Source organism: Rhodopseudomonas palustris, assembly GCF_007005445.1.
GTDB lineage: Bacteria > Pseudomonadota > Alphaproteobacteria > Rhizobiales > Xanthobacteraceae > Rhodopseudomonas > Rhodopseudomonas palustris_G.
Window position 1 is genome coordinate 2,781,803 of the sequence record NZ_CP041387.1, and the last position, 22,108, is coordinate 2,803,910.

Genomic DNA, 22,108 nt, shown 5'->3' on the forward strand with positions numbered 1-22,108 from the left:
CATCCAGGTATCAGGCGCCCCGTCCATTGCCGTGGATGGCCGGGACAAGCCCGGCCATGACGACCTTTGAGATCCACGGCGCCGCGACTTGCACCGCCCTCATCCTGAGGAGCACGGCGCCGTCCGCAGGACGGAACCGTGCGTCTCGAAGGATGGCCGCGCGCGCATCGGCCTCATGGTTCGAGACGCCCGGCTGCGCCGGGCTCCTCACCATGAGGGACAGGGGCCGGCCGATGCAGCACGCCCCCACGAGGCCGCTGTCACGCCCGGAAGATCCGCTTCGCCGCGCGTTCGGCGCTGCTCATCGCGGTCTTCACGTCTTCGCGGCCGGTGCAGTAGTTGGCGAACATGTCGACCACGACGAAGTCGGCGATCGCCGCGGCGGCGTTCTCGCCCATCTGGGCGTCGCCGGCCGGCGTCGAGGCGGTGCGGGCGACGTCGCGATACGGGGTGTTCTTCGGGTCCGCGGTCCACATCGGGTTCTTCTCGTAGTCGAGCAGGAACGGCGACAGATAGCCCTGCGCCGCCTCGACCCACGGGTTGAACTGCGCCGGCTCCATCATGAAGGCGGTGAACGCCTTGCAGGTCTGCGGGAACTTGGTGAAGTTGTAGATCAGGATCGGGAAGCCGAGATGCAGCTCGCGGGTCTTGCCGTTGAGGCCGGCGGGCAGATGCGCGTGGTTGATGTCCGCCGCCATCTCCTTGGCGTCCTTCTTCGCCGCCACGTAGATCGAGATGCCGTTGACGGTGAGATAGAGCTGCCCGGCGAGGAACGCCTTGTTGTTGGACGCATCGTTCCACGACGCGGTGCCGGGGATGAAGTTCTCGTACAGCCCCTTGACGTAGTCGAGCGCTTTCGCGGTCTCTGGCGAGTTGACGACGACCTTGCTGTCCTTGTCGATCAGCGCGCCGCCATGTGCCCACAGCGCCCAGTGCAGCCAGCCGTTGGCGTCGCCCGAAGCGTGGCCGAGCGCCATGCCGGCGGGCGTGCCGTTCTTGCTCATGCCCTTGATCAGGTCGGAGAAGCCGGCGAGATCCTTCGGAAACTCCTTGTGGCCGGCCTTCTCGGCAGCGCTGATCCGGTAGTTGACCAGGCCGCCGGTCGCCGCCACCGGAATGCCGATCCACTTGCCGTTGTACATGCCGTAGGCTTTGCCGGACTCGCTCCAGCCGCCGCACTTCTTGGCGAGATAATCGGCGACGTCGCTGACGTCGGTGCATTTGTTGGGGAACAGGAACGGCAGCGAATACAGCCCCCACACCATGTCGAGCCCCTGCCCGGTGTTGGCGGCGACCGAGGCCTTCGGCTGGATGTCGTCGTAAGACTCGTTGGAGACGTTGATAGTGACGTTGTTGGCCTTCTGGAACGCGTCGACGATCTTCATGAAGGCTGTGTCTTCGGCTTCGACGAACCGCTTCCAGCGCAGCAGATTGATCTTGGCGCCGGCTTCCGGCTTCCACGGCGAGGTCTCGGCCCACGCCTTGGCGTAGCCGAGCAGTTGGTCGGCGGACATCGTCGCCGCGGCGGCCAGAGTCATCGCGCTGCCTTTCAGCAGCGTGCGGCGATCGAGGGTAAAGTCAGTCATCTGTCGTTCACTCCCTATGTTCCGCTTTGCATGTTCCGCTTTGCGCATTGGTTCGTTGATCGACCAATTCTGGCCCCGTGGTGGGAAGATCTAGATTCGCCGGCCACTCTCCTTGTCGAACAGATGCGCGACGTCGGCGCGCGGCTGCAGATGGATCAGATCGCCGGGCCCGACCGGATGCCGCTCGCGAAACACCGCGATCACTTCCTGATCGCCGACCCGGGCCACGATCTGGGTTTCGGAGCCGGTCGGTTCGACCACCGCGACCTCGGCCGCAATGCCGCTGTCGGCAAAGTCGAGATGCTCGGGGCGGATGCCGTAGGACACCGGGCGGCCATTGCCGTTCGCCGGCGCCGCTGCGACGGGTAGTTTTGCGCCGCTGGCGGTCTCGACATAAGGCTGGCCGCCGTTCACCTTCAGCGTGCCGTCGAGAAAATTCATCGCCGGTGAGCCGATGAAGCCGGCGACGAACTTGTTGTCGGGCCGGTCGTACAGATCGAGCGGTGCGCCGATCTGCTCGACGATGCCGTCCTGCATCACCACGATCTTGTCGGCCATCGTCATCGCCTCGATCTGGTCGTGGGTGACGTAGACCGTGGTGGTCTTCAGCCGCTGGTGCAGCTCCTTGATCTCGGTGCGCATCGCCACCCGCAGCTTGGCGTCGAGGTTGGACAGCGGCTCGTCGAACAAAAACACCTGCGGATCGCGCACGATCGCCCGCCCCATCGCCACGCGCTGGCGCTGACCGCCGGAGAGCTGGCGCGGATAGCGGTCGAGCAGCTTGCCGAGATCGAGGATGTCGGCGGCGCGCCGCACCTTGCTGTCGATGGTCTCTTGGTCGGCGCCGCGCAGCTTCAGCGAAAAGCCCATGTTCTGGGCCACCGTCATGTGCGGGTAAAGTGCGTAGTTCTGGAACACCATGGCGATGTCCCGCTCTTTCGGCTGCACGTCGTTGACGACGCGCTCGCCGATCGAGATCGTTCCAGCGGTTATTTTCTCCAGCCCTGCGAGCATCCGCAGCAAAGTGGATTTGCCGCAGCCGGACGGGCCGACCAGAACGACGAACTCACCATCCTCGATGGGAACAGTCACGCCGTGCAACACTTCGAAGCCGCCGAAAGACTTACGCACGTCGTGAATCTGCACCGACGCCATCCAGCACCTCCCGATGTCCCGCCATTTGCTGCGGTCGTTGCCGCCGGCGTGAGACTTATGTTGACGCAACTCTTAGCAGAATATTTCGCCGCTGTCGCGCTCGCAAATTAGTCCGGCGTGATCACACTACGCCGATTGCGTAGCGCGGTGCGACATGCCAGCATGCGCGCCGTTCCATACTCAGCAAAGGCGCTCAAAACATCCGCTGCAAGGATGTGTGCGGTGCGGGAGAGACGATGACGAAGCACGATGCCGGCGGTGCCCGGCGCAAACTCCGGTCCAGCGAATGGTTCAACGATCCGCATAATCCGGGAATGACCGCGCTGTATCTCGAGCGCTATTTGAACTACGGACTGACCCGCGCGGAACTGCAATCCGGCAAGCCGATCATCGGCATCGCCCAGACCGGCAACGACCTGTCGCCGTGCAACCGGCACCATCTCGATCTGGCACACCGCGTGCGCGAAGGCATCCGCGCCGCCGGCGGCCTCGCGATGGAATTCCCGGTGCATCCGATCCAGGAGACCGGCAAGCGGCCGACCGCCGCGCTCGATCGCAACCTCGCTTATCTCGGCCTGGTCGAAGTTCTGTTCGGCTATCCGCTCGATGGCGTAGTGCTGACCACCGGCTGCGACAAGACGACCCCCGCGTGCCTGATGGCGGCGGCGACGGTGAACATTCCGGCGATCGTGCTGTCGGGCGGGCCGATGCTCAACGGCTGGCACAATGGCGAACGCACCGGCTCCGGCACGGTGGTGTGGAAGTCGCGCGAGCGGCTTGCCGCCGGCGAGATCGACTACGAACAGTTCATGGAGATCGTGGCCTCCTCGGCGCCGTCGGTCGGGCACTGCAACACCATGGGCACCGCATCGACGATGAACTCGCTGGCCGAAGCGCTCGGCATGTCGCTGCCCGGCTGCGCCGCGATCCCGGCGCCGTATCGCGAGCGCGGCCAGATCGCCTACGAGACCGGCGTGCGCGCGGTCGAGATGGTGTGGGAGGATCTGAAGCCGTCCGATATCTTGACGCGCAAGGCGTTCGAGAACGCCATCGTGGTCAATTCGGCGATCGGCGGCTCGACCAACGCGCCGATCCATCTCAACGCGCTCGCCCGCCACGTCGGTGTCGAATTGTCGATCGACGACTGGCAGAGCGTCGGCCACGCCATTCCGCTGCTGGTCAATCTGCAACCCGCCGGTCTCTATCTCGGCGAAGAGTATCACCGCGCCGGCGGCGTGCCGACGGTGGTCGGCGAATTGATGCGGCACGGCAAGATCCACCAGGACGCGCTGACGGTGAACGGCAGGACCATGGGCGAGAACTGCGCCAGTGCCCCTGCCCCGGACGGCGACGTGATCCATCGCTACGACACGCCGCTGGTGCACGACGCCGGCTTCCTGGTGCTGCGCGGCAATCTGTTCGACTCCGCGATCATGAAGACCAGCGTGATCAGCCTCGAATTCCGCGAGCGCTATCTGTCCAATCCGAAGGATCCGAACGCGTTCGAAGGTCGCGCCATCGTGTTCGAAGGGCCGGAGGACTATCATCACCGCATCGACGATCCGGCACTCGATATCGACGAGCACTGCATCCTGTTCGTGCGCGGCACCGGCCCGATCGGCTATCCGGGCGGCGCCGAAGTGGTCAACATGCAGCCGCCGGCGGCGCTGATCAAACGCGGCATCCACTCGCTGCCGTGCATCGGCGACGGCCGCCAGTCCGGCACCTCGGGCTCGCCGTCGATCCTCAACGCGACGCCGGAAGCCGCAGCGAATGGCGGGCTGGCGCTGCTGAAGACCGGCGACAAGGTTCGCATCGACCTCAACAAGGGCAGCGCCGACATCCTGATCTCGGACGAGGAGCTGGCCCAGCGCCGCGCCGACCTCGCCGCCCACGGCGGCTTCGCCTACCCGAAGCACCAGACGCCGTGGCAGGAGCTGTATCGCTCGACGGTCGGCCAGCAGGCCACCGGCGCCTGCATGGAGTTCGCCACCCGCTACCAGAACATCGCCGGCACGGTCGGCGTGGCGCGGCACAATCACTGATGGCGGCGACGCGCGACAAATCATTTGGCAACGTCATTCCGGGGCGCGCGCAAAGCGCGCGAACCCGGAATCTCGATGTGCTCTGAACTGCTGGATTCCGGGTCTGCGCCCTGCGGGCGCATCCCGGAATGACAGCCAAGAGAGCTACGCGAACTAACGAGGGGAAAACATGACCGACCGCCTGAAAGGCAAACGCGCGTTCGTCACCGCGGCGGCGGCGGGGATCGGGCGAGCATCGGCGATCGCGTTTGCACGCGAAGGCGCCGAGGTGTTCGCGACCGATATCGATGACGCCGGGCTGGCGCCGCTCACCGAGCACGGTATTGCGCGCACCGCCAAGCTCGACGTCCGCGACACCGCCGCGGTCGAGGCGATCGCCCGGGAGGTCGGCACCGTGGACATCCTGCTCAACGCTGCCGGCTTCGTGCATCACGGCACGGTGCTCGAATGCTCGGATACGGATTGGGAGTTCTCGTTCGACCTCAACGTCAAGTCGATGCACCGCACCATCCGCAGCTTCCTCCCGGCGATGCTGGAGGCCGGCCGCGGCTCGATCGTCAACATCTCGTCGGCTGCCGGCGTGTTCAAGGCGGCGCCGAACCGCTACGTCTATGGTGCCACCAAGGCGGCCGTCGCTGCGCTGACCCGCGCGGTCGCGGCGGATTTCATCACCCGCGGCATCCGCTGCAACGCGATCTGCCCGGGCACGATCGAAACCCCGTCGATGCTCGGCCGCGCCGCCGCGCTCGGGCCGCAGGGCCGCGAGATGTTCGTGTCGCGCCAACCGATGGGCCGCCTCGGCAACGCCGAAGAGATCGCCGCGCTGGCGGTGTACCTCGCCTCGGATGAGAGCGCCTTCACCACCGGCGTCGCCCACATCATCGATGGCGGTTGGACGTTGTGAATACGCCACGCCGACTACGCGGCCTGATCCTGAGGAGGCTGCGCAGCAGCCGTCTCGAAGGATGAGCCAAGGGAGGCAAGGCCGTGCCACCTCATGGTTCGAGACGGCGCTTCGCGCCTCCTCACCATGAGGAGCCGGATCGAGTAGCAAGGATGATACTGCCATGAACAGCATCGACCTCAACCATCGCTGTGCCGTAGTCACCGGCGGGGCGCAGGGCATCGGGCGGGCAATCGCCGAGCGGTTCGTCGCGTCCGGCGCCAAGGTGGCGCTGTGGGACCACGACGTCGCGCTGGCTGAGCGCACCGCCAAGGAGATCGGCGACGATGTGACGATCGCGGTGGCGGTCGACGTCACCGATCTGGCCGCGGTCGATCGCGCCCGTGATGCAACGCTCGCCGCATTCGGCAAGATCGACATCCTGGTCAATAATGCCGGGATCGCCGGCGTCAACAAGACGGTGTGGGAGACCGACTACGCCGAGTGGCAGCGGGTGCTGAGGCTCAATCTCGACGGGCCGTTCCTGTGCTGCAAGTCGGTGGTGCCCTTGATGATCGCGCACAAATACGGCCGCATCGTCAACATCGCCTCGATCGCCGGCAAGGAAGGCAACCCCAACGCCGCGCACTACTCGGCCTCCAAGGCCGGCGTGATCGCGCTGACCAAATCGCTCGGCAAGGAGCTGGCGTCCTACGACATCGCCGTCAACGCGGTGACGCCGGCCGCCGCCCGCACCGCGATCTTCGACCAGATGACGCAGCAGCACATCGACTTCATGCTGTCGAAGATTCCGAAGGGCCGCTTCGTGCTGGTCGAAGAAGTCGCCGCGCTGGTGGCGTGGCTGGCATCGGAGGACTGCGCGTTCTCGACCGGCGCGGTGTTCGACATTTCGGGCGGCCGCGCGACGTATTGATGGGCCCCATGGGCGCGCCCCCGCCCCACGCCGTCATTCCGGGGCGCGCGCAGCGCGAACCCGGAATCCAGCGATGTTCTGCGTGCCGCGCGAAAGCCCTGCTTCGTGGGCGAAAACTTCTCCCCACGTCATCCCCGCGCAGGCGGGGATCCAGTATCCCAGGGCGTCGATCATAACCACCAAGGCTCTGCAATACTGGTTCGCCCGCCTGCGCGGGCGATGACGGTCGTTGTTGATAACGGTCGCTGGTCATTGCCCGCGTCGGATTCCGGGTTCGCGAGCTTTCGCTCGCGCCCCGGAATGACCGCGCAGGGATGATGTGGAAGTCACAACAGGCTCGAAGCGTCACGCTGTCAGGCAGGCGCGGATTGGCCGAGAGGGCTCAGCCCGTCGACAGCCTCCCTACCCCTTCCCCTTGGTCCGGAAGATCACCGGCAGGCTGAAGGTCAGGCCTTCGTCGGCGATCAGCGGCGGCGGGGCCGGGACCGGGTCGGAGCGCTTGATCATGTCGAGCGCGGCTTGATCGAACGCCGGATCGCCGGAGCCTTCGACGATCTTCATCGACAGCACGTGGCCGAGCCGGTCGAGTTCGAAGCCGACCACGATCCGCACGTTCTTCTGCGCGGCGTCCTTCGGGTAGCGCTTGTGCTTGTCGAGATAGGCCACCAGCTCCTTCTGCCAGGTGGCGCGGATTCGGGCGGCCGCCTTGCCGACGCCCTGCGCCGGCGCCACCGAACGCGGGCCTTCCTTGGCGGCCTCGTTGCTCGGCATCGCGGTGGCTTCGGCGGCGACCGACTCGGTCGAAGCCTGCTGCTGTTGCTTGGCCTTTTCCTTCTGCTCCTCGTCGACCTTCTTCGGCGTCTCGGTGGTGACGACGCGGTCCGGCTCTTCGGTCTCCTGCGGCGTGTCCTTCGGTAGGTCGCTCTCGTGCACCTCGGCCTTCTGCTCGTTGAGCGCCGGCGAAGCCATCGACGCCTCGGTGTCCGGACCCGGCGGCAGATCGGAGGCTTCGATCTTCGGCGACATCATCTCGACGCCGACCTCGATCGCCGGGGCGCCGAGCGCGTCGTCGTCGAAATCCTCGGGCGCGCTGACCAGAGCCAGCGCGGCTCCGCCGACGTGCAGCGCCACCGCGCCGACCCCCGCCATCAGCCAGAGCCGGTAAGAAGCACCGCGATCGAAATCAAGGTCGGACATGCGATTGCGTTTCTAACAAATTGCAACTGTGTTTGCGAGAGGTCCGGAGCCATCCGGCCCGCGAAAGCCTCCAGGGCTTCCAAGGCTTAGCCTCGTCCCACCGCGAAGCTCGGCTAATTGCCGTCCGGTTTGGCGCCCGGCACCGCTTCCAGCGCCACCAGCTTGATCTTGGCGTAGCCGCCGGACCGCAGCATCTCCAGCACCTCCATCAGCTCGCCGTAAGGCACCGCGCGATCGGCGCGCAGGAAGATGAAGCGGTCCTTGGTCATGTCCGGCATCGTATCCAGCGTCTTGACCAGATCGACGCGCTTGACCTGGTTCTCGCCGATCGCCACCGCCAGATCGGACTTGATGCTGACATAGGTCGGCTTGTCCGGCCGCTTCTGCGGCGTGGCGCTGGAGGTCGGCAGGCTGACCGGCAGGTCGACCGTCGACAGCGGCGCCGCCACCATGAAGATGATCAGCAGCACCAGCATCACGTCGATGAACGGCGTGACGTTGATCTCGTGGGTCTCGTCGAAATCGTCGTCGAGATCGTCGGAATTACCGAGCGAGACAGCCATCGCTCACTCCGCCGCGCGGGCGCGATGCGCGCTGCCGTGGCTGCGGTCGAGATCGCGCGACAGCAGCCGGCCGGCGGCGCCGGAGGCACGCGCGACCAGTTCGAGGTAGACTTTGATCTCGCGCGAGAAGTGATTGTAGATGATCACCGCCGGGATCGCGGCGACGAGGCCGATCGCAGTGGCGAGCAGCGCTTCGGCGATGCCGGGCGCGACCACCGCGAGGTTGGTTGTTTGCGACTTCGAAATGCCGATGAAGCTGTTCATGATGCCCCACACCGTGCCGAACAGGCCGATGAACGGCGCGGTGGCGCCGATGGTGGCGAGGAAGCCCATGCCGCGGCGCATGTGACGTCCCTCGGCGCGAACGTATTCGCTGAACGACGAGGCCGCGCGTTCCTTGATACCTTCGTCGCTCGACAGTCCGGCCGACAGCTTCGCCTCGCGCAGCGCCGCGGCGAGCAGCATCGACAACACGCTGTGCTTGTCGCCGAGCGCCATCTGCGCCTCGGCGAGCGAACGCGACTCTCCGATCTGCTTCAGCGAGCGGCGCAGCCGGATCCGGGCGCGGCCGAGTTCGATCTTCTTGGCGATGAAGATCGTCCAGGTGATCACCGAGGAGATCGCCAGACCGATCATGACGATCTTCACGACGATGTCGGCGTTCAGGAACATCGTCCACGGCGACAGTTCGGACATGCCGGGCATGACACCGCCCTGAGCGTGGCCCGCTTCGGGCAGCGCCTGGGTCGCAGACGGCTCGGCCGTGCTGACGGCCGGCGCGGGAACGGCGGCTGTGGCCGGCGGCGAAGGCTCTGCGGCGCTCGGCGGGGGTGCGGCAGGCACCTGCTGCGCAAGCAAGGGTGCCGGCGTCGCGAGCAGCGACAATGCGAGTACGGCAGCGCCAATCGATCGGAAGTTCAACATCTTCATACTTCGGCCCAGTAGCGGATGAGGTTGTGATAGATACCGGTCAATTTGACCGTTTCAGGGTCATCGCGTCCCAGCCGCTCGACAAGGGCCTGAATGGCGTTGTCGAGATCGTAGATCATGCTGCGCGCCTGTGCGTCACGTATCATGCTCTGCAGCCAGAAGAAAGACGCCACCCGCGCACCGCGGGTGACCGGAGTCACCATGTGCAGGCTGGTGGACGGGTACAACACGGCATCGCCCGCAGGCAGCTTGACCTCGTGCGAGCCGTAAGTGTCTTCGATCACCAGTTCGCCGCCGTCGTATTCGTCGGGCTCGGCCAGGAACAAGGTGATCGACAGATCGGTACGAATGCGCAGCCCGGTGAGATGATCGCCGCGCACCGCGTTGTCGACGTGGATGCCGAAATGGTGCCCGCTCGATGCTGCATAGCGATTGAACAGCGGCGGGAAGATCTGCAGCGGCACCGCGGCGGACACGAATTTGGGATTGGCGGTGAGCGCCGACACGATCCGCCGTCCGAGCGCGCGCGCCAGTTCGCCGTCCGGCGGCAATTGCTCGTTACGCTTGACCATCGCCGACTGCGCGCCGGCGGTGGAGCGGCCGTCCTCCCACTCGGCTGCGTCCATCAGGCGGCGGAACTCCGCCACCTCCGACTTCGGCAACACCTCGGGTATGCAGACCAGCATGACCGCTCCAATTCCCGCGACGCGCTTACAGCGCGCCGCGCAGCGTCAGCCAGACCGAACGGCCGGGCGCGATGAACACGAACGGCGAGTTCGAACGATAGAACGCGTCGTAATAGGTCGTGTTGAAGATGTTGTTGACCGACAGCTTGGCGGTCATGTGCTTGTCGACCTTGAACTCGACGAAGCTGTCGAACCGCCAATGCTCGGGCAGCACGTTGCCGTTGATCGCCGCGAAGGTGCCGCCGTAGATCTTGGAGGCGTACACCGCCTGGCCGCCGACTTCCCAATGGTCGTCGAACTTGTACTTGGTCAGCAGGTTGAACGACTGATGCGCGATGTTGGCGAGCTGCGCGCCGACCGAATTCGGATCGATCGACTGCAACACCTTGGATTCCATCAGCACCAGGCCGCCGAACACGCTCCAGCGGTCGGTGATCTTGCCGGCGGCTTCGAGGTCGATGCCGCGGACGCGATACACGCCGCTCGACAGGATGTTGCTGCCGACGGTCTCGCGGGCGTTCGACTTCTGGGTCTCGAACAGCGACGCGGTCAAGAGCAGCCGGCGGTCGAACAGCTCCCATTTGGTGCCGACTTCCGCCGCCTTGTTCATTTCCGGCGGCAACGCCTGGAAAGTGGTGTTGTTGACGACGAGGCCGCCATAGGCGGTGCCCGAAGCGTCGAGTTCGGCGCCGACCGGGTTGGTCGAGGTCGCATAGGCGGCGTACAGGCTGGCGTAAGGCAGCGGCTTCACAACCGCGCCGAGATTGTAGTTCCACATCCCCGACTGCACGCCGGTCGAGGTCGTCGCGGTGTGGCCGGTGATGTTGTAGTCGTCGTAACGCACGCCGCCATTGAGGATGACGACGTCGTTCCAGTTGGCGGTTTCGATGACGTAGGCCGATTTGGTATCGACGTTGATGAAGGTCGGATTGTAGGCGCGCCGCGGCGAGCTGGCGAATTCGAGCGTATTCGGCGGATTGAGCAGCGGCACGATCACACGGCCGCCGGTCTGGAAGCCCGCGAGTTCCGAAGTCAGACCCGCATAGGTGTCGCGCATCACGCTTTCGCGCGAGATCTCGGCGCCGCCGACCATGGTGTGCTTCACCCCGCCGGTGTCGAACTTGTAGGTCAGGTCGGTCTGGTTGGCGAGCACGTCGGTGGTCTGATAGCGGCTCTGCGACGCCAGCGAGACCGTGGTGGCGGTCGGGTTGCTCGGCAGCGTCCCGATATAGTCGAGCACCGAATGCGCGGCGCGGGAACGGTTGGTCAGCGTCAGGTCCGGCGTGATCGCGAACTCGCCGGTCACCGTGCCGAAATCCTGCCTGGCCTTCTGGAAGTCGCGATTGACGAAGCCGTAATAGGTTTCGCGCGGCACGTTGACGTCGGTCGAGGGCCGCCGCAGCGCGGTGTTGTACGGCACGCCGAAATCCGGCAGGCCGTCGAGATCGGTGTGGACGTAGTTGGCGGTGATCTTGATGGCGTCGGTCGGCGTCCATTTCACCGCGGCGAGCGTGCCCCAGCGGTCGTCGGTGACGAAGTTGCGGCCGGCGACCTTGGCGTCCTGATAAAGGCCGTCGACACGCACCGCCAGGGTCGGGCTCAGCACCTGGTTGACGTCGACCGTGACGCGCTTGGTGGCGTCGGAGCCGAACGTGGTCTCGGCCTTGGTGAAGTTGCCTTCGGTGGTCGCCTGTTTGGTGACGATGTTGATGGCGCCGCCGGCGGTGCCGCGGCCCGCCATGGTCGAGGCCGGACCGCGCAGGATCTCGACCTGCTCGGTGAAGAAATTCTCGCGGATCGAGATCGCCGGATCGCGGATGCCGTCGATGAACACGTCGTTGCGGGCGTCGAAGCCGCGAATGAAGAAGCGGTCGCCGAAAGCGTTGCCGCCCTCCCCGGTGCCGAGCGTGACGCCGGCGGTGGAGCGGCCGATTTCCCTCAGCGAGGTCGCGTTCTTGTCCTCGAGCAGCTCCTTGGTCAGCACCGTCACGGTGCGCGGGGTGTTGAGCACCGGCTCGGTGAACCTGGTGCCCGACAGCCGGTCGACCTTGTAGGGCGCGGCGGCGTCCGCATAGGGGTTTCGGTCCGCCGACAGAGCGCCGGCGTTCGGAAACGGCACCGGCTGCACCTGGGTCGGCTGGGTCCGCCGCGCGGCACGGCGCAGCGCGGTGCGGGCGCGGATCTGGTCGGGCGTCGGCCGCGCCGTCGCCGGCTTCGGTCGCGCCACCGGGGCATCGACCGTTACCGCCGGCAGGCTCGACTGCTGCGCCTCGGCGCCGCCGATCGACGCCACCGCGATCATCCCGGCCACCGCCGAAACCTTGCGGCCATGTGCGCCGTCCCAATCCTGAACGCCTGTGCGCATCGCTGCTTCCGCACGCAACGATCGCGGTGCCTTCGCCCCGTTCATGTCAATCCGCCCCAAGGAGTGCTGTTGCTAATTACAAGCAAGTCTTGGAGAGCTATCGGCCGCGGGGTACAGGGTCAACGCACGAGCAATTACCGCGCGCTGGAATCGTTCAAGATCAAAACGGTTCTAAGACTCACTCCGAACTGACTTGATTTCACGGCGCACAACCGTGCAGTGGCGCGCTCATTGGAGACGCATCTGATCAAGCGCGCGGCAATCTGAAACGGTTCTAAACTGGATCGACGAAACCGTGGTCGCGCGGACAGCCTCACGCCTCGTCGGGGCTCGGCGGCTTCATCAGCGAGAACATCTCGTCGACGGTCTGCTGCGCGGTGAGTCGGACCTGCTCGGTGTCGAGCATCCCGTCGATCCGGATGCCGCGAACCACCGCCCGGATCTCGTCGCGAAACTCACTGAGGAATTGCAGCGGATCGCGCTGCTGGTTGGCGACGCGCGCAATCAATCCGGTGATCAGGATCTGGCAGGCGATCATCCGGCCGTTGAGCTCTTCCATGCTGCACTCTCCGCGCCCGGCCGCACCATCGCTCCGCCGCCTCGGCGCGGTGATATGGCCGAGCCTCTCGCCACTGACAATTGGAACCATTTTAAGAAGGGACAGCGGCAGCGTCCGACCGACCCCGCAGCCGGGTACCAGCCAGCGAGCCGGCTGGGCTCGCGCCACGCCCCGCTCGGCCCATGAAAGTTTAGCAATGTCATACGGTTTGTGATGTGCTGGCGGCGTTTGCCGGTATAGTTGCCAGCGAACGGAAACCACTGCCGCGCGGGCTGAAGCGGTCGACAGACACCGTATCCGCCGGCCAATGATCGGATCGGGCATGAACAAACCCGGCGCCTTTCGCAGGGCTGTCGTCGTCGGCTGCCTGCTGCTCGCAGCGGGAGCTTCGTATTGGGGATGGCAGCGCATCCAGGGCGAGCGCTCCGCCGGACCGGGCGAGGCTTCGCACGCGCAATCCGGTCGACCGGCCCCGAAGGCGGGCGGGGCTCGCAGCGCGTCGGTTCCCGTCACGGTGGCGACGGCGCAGAAGACCGACTTTCCGGTGTATCTCAGCGGGCTCGGCACCGTGCAGGGCTTCAACACCGTGGTGGTGCGCTCGCGGGTCGACGGACAGCTCGACCAGATCGCCTTCAAGGAAGGCCAGATGGTTCAGGCCGGCGATCTGCTCGCGCAGATCGACCCGCGGCCGTTCCAGGCGACGCTGGATCAGGCCAAGGCCAAGAAGGCTCAGGACGAGGCCAATCTGGCCAATGCCAAGCTCGATCTCAGCCGCTCGGTTCGGCTCGGCGAGTTCGCCACCAAACAGCAGACCGACACCCAGCGCTCGACCGTGCAGCAGCTCACCGCGCAGATCGAGGCCGACGAAGCGGCGATCGCCAATGCCCAGACCCAGCTCGATTACGCCACGATCAAGGCGCCGATCTCCGGCGTCACCGGGCTGCGCCAGGTCGACAAGGGCAACATCGTCAACGCCGCCAGCCAGACCGGCATCGTCACCATCGCGCAGATCGAGCCGATCGCGGTGATCTTCACCGCGCCCGAAGAGCGGGTGTTCGACATCAACCGTGCACTCGCCGCGCATCCGTTGCAGGTGATCGCACTCTCCACCGACGGCAAGACCACTTTCGCCGAAGACGGCACGCTGGCGGTGGTCAACAATCAGGTCGACAGCAACAGCGGCACGGTGCGGCTGAAGGCGGTGTTCGCCAACAAGAACCACGCGCTGTGGCCCGGCCTGTCGGTGCAGACCCGGCTGCTGGTGAAGACCTTGAAGGACGTCGTGGTGGTCCCGAACGATGCGGTCCAGCACGGCAGCGAAGGGCTGTACGCCTATGCGGTCGACGCCGACAACAAAGCCGAGCTGCGCAAGATCGTGGTCGGCGCCGCCAACGACCACAGCACGGTGATCGAGCGCGGCCTCGAACCCGGTGACCGCGTCGTGGTCGGCGGCCAGTACAAGGTCAAACCCGGTACGCCGCTGGCGTTCAAGGTCGCCGACAACGAGACCGTCCCGTCCGCCGTGGCCGCCGGGAAATAGCCATGAACGGGATCTCGACGCCGTTCATCCGCTACCCGATCGCGACCTCGCTGCTGATGGCGGGGATCCTGTTCCTCGGTCTGATCGCCTATCCGGCGCTGCCGGTGGCACCGCTGCCGCAGGTCGACTTCCCGACCATCCAGATTTCCGCCAGCCTGCCCGGCGCCAGCCCGGAGACGATGGCCTCCTCGGTGGCGACCCCGCTGGAGCGCCAGCTCGCGCAGATCCCCGGCGTGTCGCAGATGACCTCGACAAGCTCGCTGGGCTCGACCGCGGTCACCATCCAGTTCGACCTCAACCGCAACATCGACGCCGCCGCCAACGACGTCCAGGCAGCGATCAACGCCGCCGGCGGCCAACTGCCGAAGAACCTGCCGAACCCGCCGACCTATCGCAAGGTCAACCCGGCCGACGCGCCGATCCTGATCCTGTCGGCGACCTCCGACACCCTGCCGCTGACCACCGTCAGCGACAATGCCGACGCCAAGATCGCCCAGCAGATCAGCCAGATCACCGGCGTCGCCCAGGTGTTCATCGGCGGTCAGCAGAAGCCGGCGATCCGCATCCAGGTCGACCCCGCCAAGCTGATGGCCAAGGGGCTGTCGCTGGAGGAGGTCCGCAGCCAGATCGCGATCACCACCGTCGACAGCCCGAAGGGCACGCTCGACGCGCCGACCAAGAGCTACACCATCTACGCCAACGACCAGCTCACCGAGTCCAAGGACTGGAACGACGTCATCCTCGCCTATCGCAACGGCGGCCCGCTGCGGATCCGCGACATCGGCCGCGCGGTGACCGGGCCGGAGGACGCCAAGACCGCCGCCTGGGCCAACGGCAAGCGCGGCGTGTTCCTGGTGGTGTTCAAGCAGCCCGGCGCCAACGTCATCGACACCGTCGATCACATCAAGGCGGAGCTGCCGCGGCTGGTCGCGGGCATTCCGCCGGCGATCAAGGTCGAGGTGATGAGCGACCGCACCACAACGATCCGCGCCGCGGTGGAGGACGTGCAATTCACCCTGATGCTCACCATCGCTCTGGTGGTGATGGTGATCTTCCTGTTCCTGCGCAGCTTCTGGGCCACCATCATTCCGAGCGTCACGGTGCCGCTGGCGCTGCTCGGCGCCTGCGCGCTGATGTGGGCGGCCGGCTACACGCTCGACAACCTGTCGCTGATGGCGCTGACGATTTCGGTCGGCTTCGTGGTCGACGACGCCATCGTGATGCTGGAGAACATCGCCCGTCACGTCGAAGAGGGCGAGAAGCCGTTCGCCGCGGCGCTGAAAGGCGCCCGCGAGATCGGCTTCACGATCGTTTCGATCAGCATCTCGCTGGTGGCGGTGCTGATCCCGCTGCTGTTCATGGGCGGCATCATCGGCCGGCTGTTCCGCGAATTCGCGGTGACGCTGGCGATGGCGATCGGGGTGTCGATGCTGGTGTCGCTGACGCTGACGCCGATGCTGGCGTCGCGTTTCCTGCGGCCGGCGACCGACGTCCAGCACGGCCGGCTGTATCGCTGGATCGAGGGCGGCTTCGAGGCGATGCTGCGCGCCTACGAGCGCGGGCTCGATCTGGTGCTGCGCTGGCGGCTGACGACGCTGATGGTGTTCTTCGCGACCGTCGGGCTCTCGGTGTATCTGTTCGTCGCGATCCCGAAAGGGTTCTTCCCGCAGCAGGACGTCGGTCTGATCACCGCCGCCTCGGAGGCCGCCCAGGACATCTCGTTCAGCGCGATGAAGCAGCGCCAGGAAGAACTCGGCGAGATCGTGATGGCCGATCCCGACGTGTTCAGCATCGCGATGTTCATCGGCGGCAGCGGCAGCGCGCTCAACACCGGGCGGATGTACATTACGCTGAAGCCGCGCGACGAGCGCGCGGCGAGCGCCCAGGAGATCATCGCGCGGCTGCGGCCGAAGCTGGAGAAGGTCGAGGGTGCCCGGCTGTTCATGCAGGCCGCGCAGGACGTCCGCCTCGGCGGCCGGCCGACCCGCACCCAGTTCGAATACACCCTGCAGGACGCCAATCTCGCCGAGCTCAACGAGTGGGCGCCGAAGGTGCTGGCCAAGATGCAGGGCCTGCCGCAGCTCCGCGACGTCGCCACCGACCAGCAGACCGATGGCACCACGCTGACGCTGACGATCGACCGCGACACCGCCGCCCGGTTCGGCATCAAGCCGCAACTGATCGACGACACGCTGTACGACGCGTTCGGCCAGCGCCAGGTGACGCAGTACTTCACCCAGGTGAACACCTACCGGATCATCCTCGAGGTGCTGCCGGAGCTGCAGGGCCGGCTCGATACGCTGAACCAGATCTACGTCAAATCGCCGACCACCGGCGATCAGGTGCCGCTATCGACCTTTGCGAAATGGACCACGGTGCCGGTGCGGCCGCTGTCGATCAGCCATCAGGGCCAGTTCCCCGCCACCACGATCAGCTTCAACCTGGCGCAAGGCGTGGCGCTCGGCGAGGCCACCGCGGCGGTGCAGGCGGCGATGGCCGAGATCGGCGCGCCGCCGACGCTGATCGGCAGCTTCCAGGGCACCGCGCAGGCGTTCCAGCAGTCGCTGTCGACCGTTCCGCTGTTGATCATCGCGGCGCTGGTGGTGGTCTATCTGATCCTCGGCATCCTGTACGAGAGCTACATCCACCCGCTGACGATTCTGTCGACCCTGCCCTCGGCGGGCGTCGGCGCGCTGGCGATGCTGATGCTGTTCGGCTTCGACTTCAGCCTGATCGCGCTGATCGGCATCATCCTGTTGATCGGCATCGTCAAGAAGAACGGCATCATGATGGTCGACTTCGCCATCACCGCCGAGCGCGACGAGCATCTCGATCCCGAGCAGGCGATCCGCAAGGCGGCGCTGCTCCGCTTCCGTCCGATCATGATGACCACGATGGCGGCGATGCTCGGCGGTGTGCCGCTGATGCTCGGCACCGGCACCGGCTCGGAGATCCGCCAGCCGCTCGGCTACGCCATGGTCGGCGGCCTTTTGGTCAGCCAGGCGCTGACGCTGTTCACCACCCCGGTGGTGTACCTGTATCTCGACCGCCTCTCCAACGCCCTGACCAATTGGGGCCGCACCCACATCCCGGTCGACGAGGACGAAGACGGCGGGGTCAAACAGGCGGCGGAGTGAAGTGGCGCGCGAGGCAGCGAGGCTGATGCCCGCTCCCGCAGGCGCTTACGTCGTGCCCGCAAGGAATGGATTTTCAACACGCAGCGTGCCGAAGCTACGGCCGTGCTGCAGGTCTTCGCTGTACAGCACATCGCACCCGGCCTCTTTGGCGGCCGCGACGATCAGCGCGTCGTAGAAGGACAGCTTGCACGTCTCAGCGAGCACGCGAGCGGCAACGTGCAGATCGTGCGTCAGAGGCAGTGGCGGCCCTGACACAGCCAGAGCGTCGTCGATAGCCTCGGCGATCTCCCTCCACCCCCGGCCGAGCTTGCGCTGCACCACGACGGTGAACTCGTTCAAGACTTGAACGCTGAGCCTGCCACCGCCGCCCAAGACGGCCCGTGCACGGTCCGCTTTCGCGCCCGTTTCCTGAGCATAGACTAGAATGTTAGTATCGAAGAAAGCCGTCACCGCTCATTGGCCTCGTCACGATCGAAGCGATAGCCCTCGGGCAACTTCCACTTGCGCTCGGCCATGCGCTCCAGCGCGGCTTTCCTCCTGTCTTCCTTCTCGACCACCAGCGTCCGTTCGACGACGTCGACCACGTTCAGCTCGTCGCCCTCTTGCAGATCGAGTTTGTCCACCAGCGCAGTGGGCAGCCTGACGGCGAGGCTATTGCCCCATCTGGAGACCTTCATCGCACCCTCCATGCTCCTGTCCGAATGTATATCATATGCAGGATACCAAAAACTTCAACCGGAGCGTGCATTTCCTACGTTCAGCCGATCGGCGCCGCCGCGAGTTCGGGGCCAATCTCCCCATCTGTCGCGAGCAACCCTCTTGCAGCGCGGAGCCGACGCAGCTAGAAGACCCGCACACCCGAGGCGCGTCGCGAACCACCCCCGCCGCGCCCGGCGCCGTGTCGAGTGCGCCCTGTGCTGCACTCTAATGCCTGATCCGTCAGCGCATTCTCGGTGGGGAATGGTGTAACGGTAGCACAACAGACTCTGACTCTGTTTGTCTTGGTTCGAATCCAGGTTCCCCAGCCAATTTCGGCCTTAGCCGATTGAGAATCCAACGTTTCGACGTATCGTTCACCAGTCGCTGACAAGCCGCGCCGCGCAGAAGCACCAGCCGGGTGAGCGTTGATGACCGATACCAAACCAGACATTTCGCTGCTCAAGCGCGCGCTCGATCGCCTGATCGAGGGAGTGGCACGTTATCAGGCGGACATCTCCGATACTCAAATTCGCGACGGCTTGGTGCAGCGCTTCGAGTTCACCTATGAGATCGCGCACAAGATGCTGAAGCGCTATCTGGAATTCGCTGCGCCGAATCCTGCGCTGATCGACGGCATGAGCTTTCAGGAGTTGATCCGTACCGCGAGTGAACAGGGTCTATTGCTCGGAGAGTGGGCCGACTGGCGCGGCTTTCGCGAGATGCGCGGCAAGACCAGCCATACCTACAACGAGGACGTGGCGCTGGAAGTGGTCGGCGGCATTCCGCGCTTCATCGAGGAAGCCTGCGTGCTTTACGACCGTCTCGCCGAGCGGCTGACATGACGCCGCCGATGCCGAAGCTCGATCTGCGTCCCGAACACCGGGCGATGGTTCACGACATCCTAGCAACACAGATCCCGGACCGGGACGTCGTCGTGTTCGGGTCGCGAGCCCGCGGAAACGCCAAACCGCATTCCGATCTCGATCTCGCGGTGCTCGGCGACGACCCGCTCGGACTCCACAAGATGGCGGAGCTGAAGGAAGCGTTCGAGGAGTCCGACCTTCCATTCAAGGTGGATGTCGTCGAATGGGCGCGGACCGATGCGCGATTTCGCGAGGTGATCCGGCGCGACGCGGTGCGGGTGCAGGATGGCTGCGCGGCCGCTCCCTGAGCTTGCGCCGCCTCACCCCTCTCCCACCGCCTTCGCCTCGACCAGCGCGTCGATCTCCGCGGTGCTGTAGCCGGCCTCCAGCAGCACTTCGCGGGAATGTTCGCCGAGGCGCGGGGTCGGGCGGTGCAGGTTCGGCGGCGCTTCGGAAAAACGCGTCGCCGGGCGGGCCTGGCGGATGCTGCCTTCGCTCGGATGGTCGATCGCTTCGAACAGGCCGACCGCTTTGAGATGCTCCTGTTCGCCGATCTCGCTGATCTTGGCGAACGCCGTGTGCGGCACGTCGAGGCGCAGCAGCAATTCCTCCCATTCCGCGGTGGTGCGGCTCGGCGCGATCTCGGCCATCGCAGCATAGATCCGGTCGATGTTCTCGGCGCGCGCCACCGGGTCGCGCACCTGCAGCTCCTCGATCAGTTCGGGGCGGCCGACCGCCGCGAAGAACGCGCACCAGTTGTCGCCGGAATACGGCAACATCGTCATCCAGCCGTCCTTGGTGCGGACCGGCTTGCGCTCCTTCATCCGCTTGTAGCCGGCGGGGCCGATCGGCGGATCGAACGTGTAGCCGCCGAGCATCTCGATGCTGTTGAAGCCGGCGATGGTCTCCAGCATCGGCACTTCGACGAGTTGGCCCTTGCCGGTGCGCTCGCGGCTGAACAGCGCCGCCGACACCGCGCCGGCGAGCGCCTGGCCGCAGATCTTGTCGCCGATCAGGCTGGGCACGAATTGCGGCTCGTCGTCCGAGCCGATCGAGGACGCGAGGCCGGAGGCGGCCTGGATGATCTCGTCGAATGCCGGCCGCGCCGCCCACGGGCCGTCCTGGCCGAACCCGGTCGCCGCCGCATAGATCAGCCGCGAATTGAGCGCCGCGCACGCGTCGTAGCCGAAGCCGAGCCGCGCCATCGCGGCGGGGCGGACGTTGGTGAGCAGCACGTCGGCGGTCGGGATCAGTCGCTGCAGCACCGCCTTGCCGTCGGGATGCTTCAGGTCCAGCGCCAGGCTGCGCTTGTTGCGGTTCACCGCCATGAACTGGCCGCTCATGCCGCGGTTCCGGAACAGCCCGGTGTAGCGCCACATGTCGCCGTCGAGGGGTTCGATCTTGACGACGTCGGCGCCCCAGTCGCCGAGGATCTGCGCCGCATAGGGGCCGAACAGCACGCTGGTGAGATCGAGAATGCGGATGCCGGCGAGCGGCCCGGTCGGTGCGGTCATGGAACAGCCGTTGTGATTGCACGCACCATACACATCCCGGCTACGGCAAGATGTGCCGTGGCTTGCGGATGCGCATGCAAATTTCGAAAGGCTCTCCCCACGCCGAAACGCCCGTACGGATGTCGCCGTCAGCCCGGCCTGCCGAAGAACAGGTTCGGGAAGTACAGCGCGATGTCGGGGATCGCGATGATGATCAGCACGCCGAGCATCGTCACCAGCACGTACGGGATCACCGACCAGTAGATGTCGCTCATGGTGACGTCGGGCGGCGCCACCGCCTTCAGGTAGAACAGGTTGAAGCCGAACGGCGGCGTCATGTAGCCGATCTCCATCATGATGATGAAGATCACCCCGAACCAGATCGGATCCCAGCCATAGAGCTGCACCACCGGCAGAAACACCGGCAGCGTGATCAGCATGATGCCGACCGGGTCGAGCACCATGCCGAGCAGCAGCAGCACCGCCAGCATGAACGCCAGCGCGCCCCATTGCCCGCCGGGGATCAGCGACATCATGTGGTTCATCAGCTCGTTGGCGCCGAGCGTGGTGTAGGCGGTCGAGAACGCGTGCGCGGCGAACAGGATCCACATCACCAGCGCCGTCAGCCGCAGGGTCTGCACCGCAGCGTCGTGCAGCACCGAGAACGACAATTTGCGATGCACCGCCGAGGCGATCAGCGCGCCGAACACGCCGAGCGCCGCGGCCTCGGTCGGCGTCGCGAAGCCGCCGAAGATCGCGCCGAGCACCAGGAACACGATGAACAGCGGCAGGAACACCGCGCCGAGCGAGCGCAGCTTCAGCCCCCAATCGCCGCGCTCCTCCACCGGCAGCGCCGGCGCCATCGCGGGATTCAGCCAGGCGCGCACGAAGATGTAGACCGACACCAGTACGAACAGCAGGATGCCGGGGCCGATGCCCGAGGCGAACAGCCGGCCGACCGACACCTCGGTCAGCAGTGCGTACAGCACCATCAGGATCGACGGCGGGATCAGGATGCCCCAGCCGCCGCCGGCATTGATCGCACCGACCGCGAGCCGCTTGTCGTAGCCGCGCTCCAGCATGCGCGGCAGCGCGATCGTCCCCATCGTCACCACCGCGGCGCCGCTGATGCCGCTCATCGCCGCGAAGATCGCGCAGATCGCCACGGTGCCGATCGCCAGACCGCCGCGGACCGCGCCGAACCAGACGTGCATCATCCGGTAGAGATCTTGCGCGACGCCGGATTTCTCCAGCAGCATCGCCATGTAGACGTACATCGGGATGGCGATGAGCGTGAAGCTCGTCATCGAATCCCAGAATTTCGACGCCACCAGATAGAACCCGACCGGCCCCATGGTGAAATACAGGAAGACCACCGAAATGCCGCCGAGCGTGAACACCAGCGGCGTGCCGATGAACAGGAACACCAGCAGCGAACCGAAGAACAGAAGAGTAAGAACTTCCACTGACACG

Annotated in this window: 19 protein-coding genes and 1 tRNA gene; 8 read left to right on the forward strand and 12 right to left on the reverse strand. The window is 65.7% G+C overall.

The window, feature by feature from the left end; translation table 11 throughout:
• Positions 1-260: 260 nt before the first annotated feature.
• A complete protein-coding gene (locus FLL57_RS12760; RefSeq protein WP_142883076.1) occupies positions 261-1,586 on the reverse strand; it encodes an ABC transporter substrate-binding protein in 1,326 nt (441 codons plus the stop codon).
• Positions 1,587-1,676: 90 nt separating this feature from the next.
• The gene (locus tag FLL57_RS12765) at positions 1,677-2,741 is read right to left on the reverse strand and encodes an ABC transporter ATP-binding protein (RefSeq protein WP_142883077.1); all 1,065 of its coding nucleotides are present in this window, start codon (positions 2,739-2,741) and stop codon (positions 1,677-1,679) included.
• 236 nt (positions 2,742-2,977) lie between these two features.
• Between FLL57_RS12765 and FLL57_RS12770 the strand changes: the two genes are divergently transcribed.
• The 3 genes from FLL57_RS12770 to FLL57_RS12780 all read left to right on the forward strand — a co-directional run bounded on the left by FLL57_RS12770 (position 2,978) and on the right by FLL57_RS12780 (position 6,603).
• The gene (locus tag FLL57_RS12770) at positions 2,978-4,786 is read left to right on the forward strand and encodes an IlvD/Edd family dehydratase (protein ID WP_142883078.1); all 1,809 of its coding nucleotides are present in this window, start codon (positions 2,978-2,980) and stop codon (positions 4,784-4,786) included.
• Positions 4,787-4,955: 169 nt separating this feature from the next.
• Positions 4,956-5,690, forward strand: coding sequence for an SDR family oxidoreductase (locus FLL57_RS12775; protein ID WP_142883079.1), 735 nt, complete (start codon positions 4,956-4,958; stop codon positions 5,688-5,690).
• Positions 5,691-5,853: 163 nt separating this feature from the next.
• Positions 5,854-6,603 carry an SDR family oxidoreductase gene (locus tag FLL57_RS12780; RefSeq protein WP_142883080.1) on the forward strand — a complete coding sequence of 250 codons (750 nt, stop codon included), beginning with the start codon at positions 5,854-5,856 and terminating at the stop codon, positions 6,601-6,603.
• 402 nt (positions 6,604-7,005) lie between these two features.
• On the opposite strand, the gene FLL57_RS12785 is transcribed toward FLL57_RS12780, so the two are convergent.
• The 6 genes from FLL57_RS12785 to FLL57_RS12810 all read right to left on the reverse strand — a co-directional run bounded on the left by FLL57_RS12785 (position 7,006) and on the right by FLL57_RS12810 (position 12,903).
• Complete coding sequence (locus FLL57_RS12785; RefSeq protein ID WP_142883081.1) at positions 7,006-7,800, reverse strand: energy transducer TonB; 795 nt, start codon at positions 7,798-7,800, stop codon at positions 7,006-7,008.
• A 113-nt stretch (positions 7,801-7,913) separates the two neighbouring features.
• Positions 7,914-8,363, reverse strand: coding sequence for a TonB system transport protein ExbD (exbD, locus tag FLL57_RS12790; protein ID WP_011159017.1), 450 nt, complete (start codon positions 8,361-8,363; stop codon positions 7,914-7,916).
• Between the two features lie 3 nt (positions 8,364-8,366).
• Positions 8,367-9,293 (reverse strand): tonB-system energizer ExbB, encoded by a 927-nt coding sequence (gene exbB, locus FLL57_RS12795; protein ID WP_142883082.1) that lies wholly within the window; start codon positions 9,291-9,293, stop codon positions 8,367-8,369.
• Positions 9,290-9,979, reverse strand: a complete 690-nt coding sequence (locus FLL57_RS12800) for a Fe2+-dependent dioxygenase (RefSeq protein WP_142883083.1) — start codon at positions 9,977-9,979, stop codon at positions 9,290-9,292. Before FLL57_RS12800 ends, exbB begins: the two co-directional genes overlap by 4 nt.
• A gap of 25 nt (positions 9,980-10,004) precedes the next feature.
• Positions 10,005-12,389, reverse strand: coding sequence for a TonB-dependent receptor (locus FLL57_RS12805; RefSeq protein WP_041807170.1), 2,385 nt, complete (start codon positions 12,387-12,389; stop codon positions 10,005-10,007).
• Between the two features lie 268 nt (positions 12,390-12,657).
• A complete protein-coding gene (locus tag FLL57_RS12810; protein ID WP_013501651.1) occupies positions 12,658-12,903 on the reverse strand; it encodes a hypothetical protein in 246 nt (81 codons plus the stop codon).
• A gap of 322 nt (positions 12,904-13,225) precedes the next feature.
• Here FLL57_RS12810 and FLL57_RS12815 point away from each other — a divergent pair, with 322 nt between their 5' ends.
• Positions 13,226-14,443: an efflux RND transporter periplasmic adaptor subunit gene (locus FLL57_RS12815; RefSeq protein ID WP_142883084.1), complete on the forward strand. Its 1,218-nt coding sequence runs from the start codon at positions 13,226-13,228 to the stop codon at positions 14,441-14,443.
• Between the two features lie 2 nt (positions 14,444-14,445).
• A complete protein-coding gene (locus tag FLL57_RS12820; RefSeq protein ID WP_142883085.1) occupies positions 14,446-17,580 on the forward strand; it encodes a multidrug efflux RND transporter permease subunit in 3,135 nt (1,044 codons plus the stop codon).
• 45 nt (positions 17,581-17,625) lie between these two features.
• Here the strand turns inward: FLL57_RS12820 and FLL57_RS12825 are convergent, their stop codons facing one another.
• Together FLL57_RS12825 and FLL57_RS12830 are read right to left on the reverse strand one after the other, a co-directional pair.
• On the reverse strand, positions 17,626-18,030 hold the full coding sequence (locus FLL57_RS12825; protein WP_142883086.1) for a PIN domain-containing protein: 405 nt from the start codon (positions 18,028-18,030) through the stop codon (positions 17,626-17,628).
• Complete coding sequence (locus FLL57_RS12830) at positions 18,027-18,257, reverse strand: AbrB/MazE/SpoVT family DNA-binding domain-containing protein (RefSeq protein ID WP_013501647.1); 231 nt, start codon at positions 18,255-18,257, stop codon at positions 18,027-18,029. The genes FLL57_RS12825 and FLL57_RS12830 overlap by 4 nt, the downstream gene beginning before the upstream one ends.
• A 277-nt stretch (positions 18,258-18,534) precedes the next feature.
• On the opposite strand from FLL57_RS12830, the gene FLL57_RS12835 reads away from it, so the two are divergent.
• The 3 genes from FLL57_RS12835 (at position 18,535) to FLL57_RS12845 (ending at position 19,450) form a co-directional block, all read left to right on the forward strand.
• Positions 18,535-18,608 (forward strand) — tRNA-Gln (locus FLL57_RS12835).
• A 99-nt stretch (positions 18,609-18,707) separates the two neighbouring features.
• A complete protein-coding gene (locus tag FLL57_RS12840) occupies positions 18,708-19,121 on the forward strand; it encodes a nucleotidyltransferase substrate binding protein (protein WP_013501635.1) in 414 nt (137 codons plus the stop codon).
• Positions 19,118-19,450 carry a nucleotidyltransferase family protein gene (locus FLL57_RS12845; protein ID WP_142883087.1) on the forward strand — a complete coding sequence of 111 codons (333 nt, stop codon included), beginning with the start codon at positions 19,118-19,120 and terminating at the stop codon, positions 19,448-19,450. The genes FLL57_RS12840 and FLL57_RS12845 overlap by 4 nt, the downstream gene beginning before the upstream one ends.
• A 12-nt stretch (positions 19,451-19,462) precedes the next feature.
• Here FLL57_RS12845 and FLL57_RS12850 read toward each other — a convergent pair whose 3' ends face one another.
• Entirely contained in the window at positions 19,463-20,656 is a 1,194-nt protein-coding gene (locus tag FLL57_RS12850) for a CaiB/BaiF CoA transferase family protein (protein WP_142883088.1), read from the reverse strand.
• A gap of 128 nt (positions 20,657-20,784) precedes the next feature.
• A complete protein-coding gene (locus FLL57_RS12855; protein ID WP_047310112.1) occupies positions 20,785-22,107 on the reverse strand; it encodes a TRAP transporter large permease in 1,323 nt (440 codons plus the stop codon).
• Position 22,108: the final 1 nt, after the last annotated feature.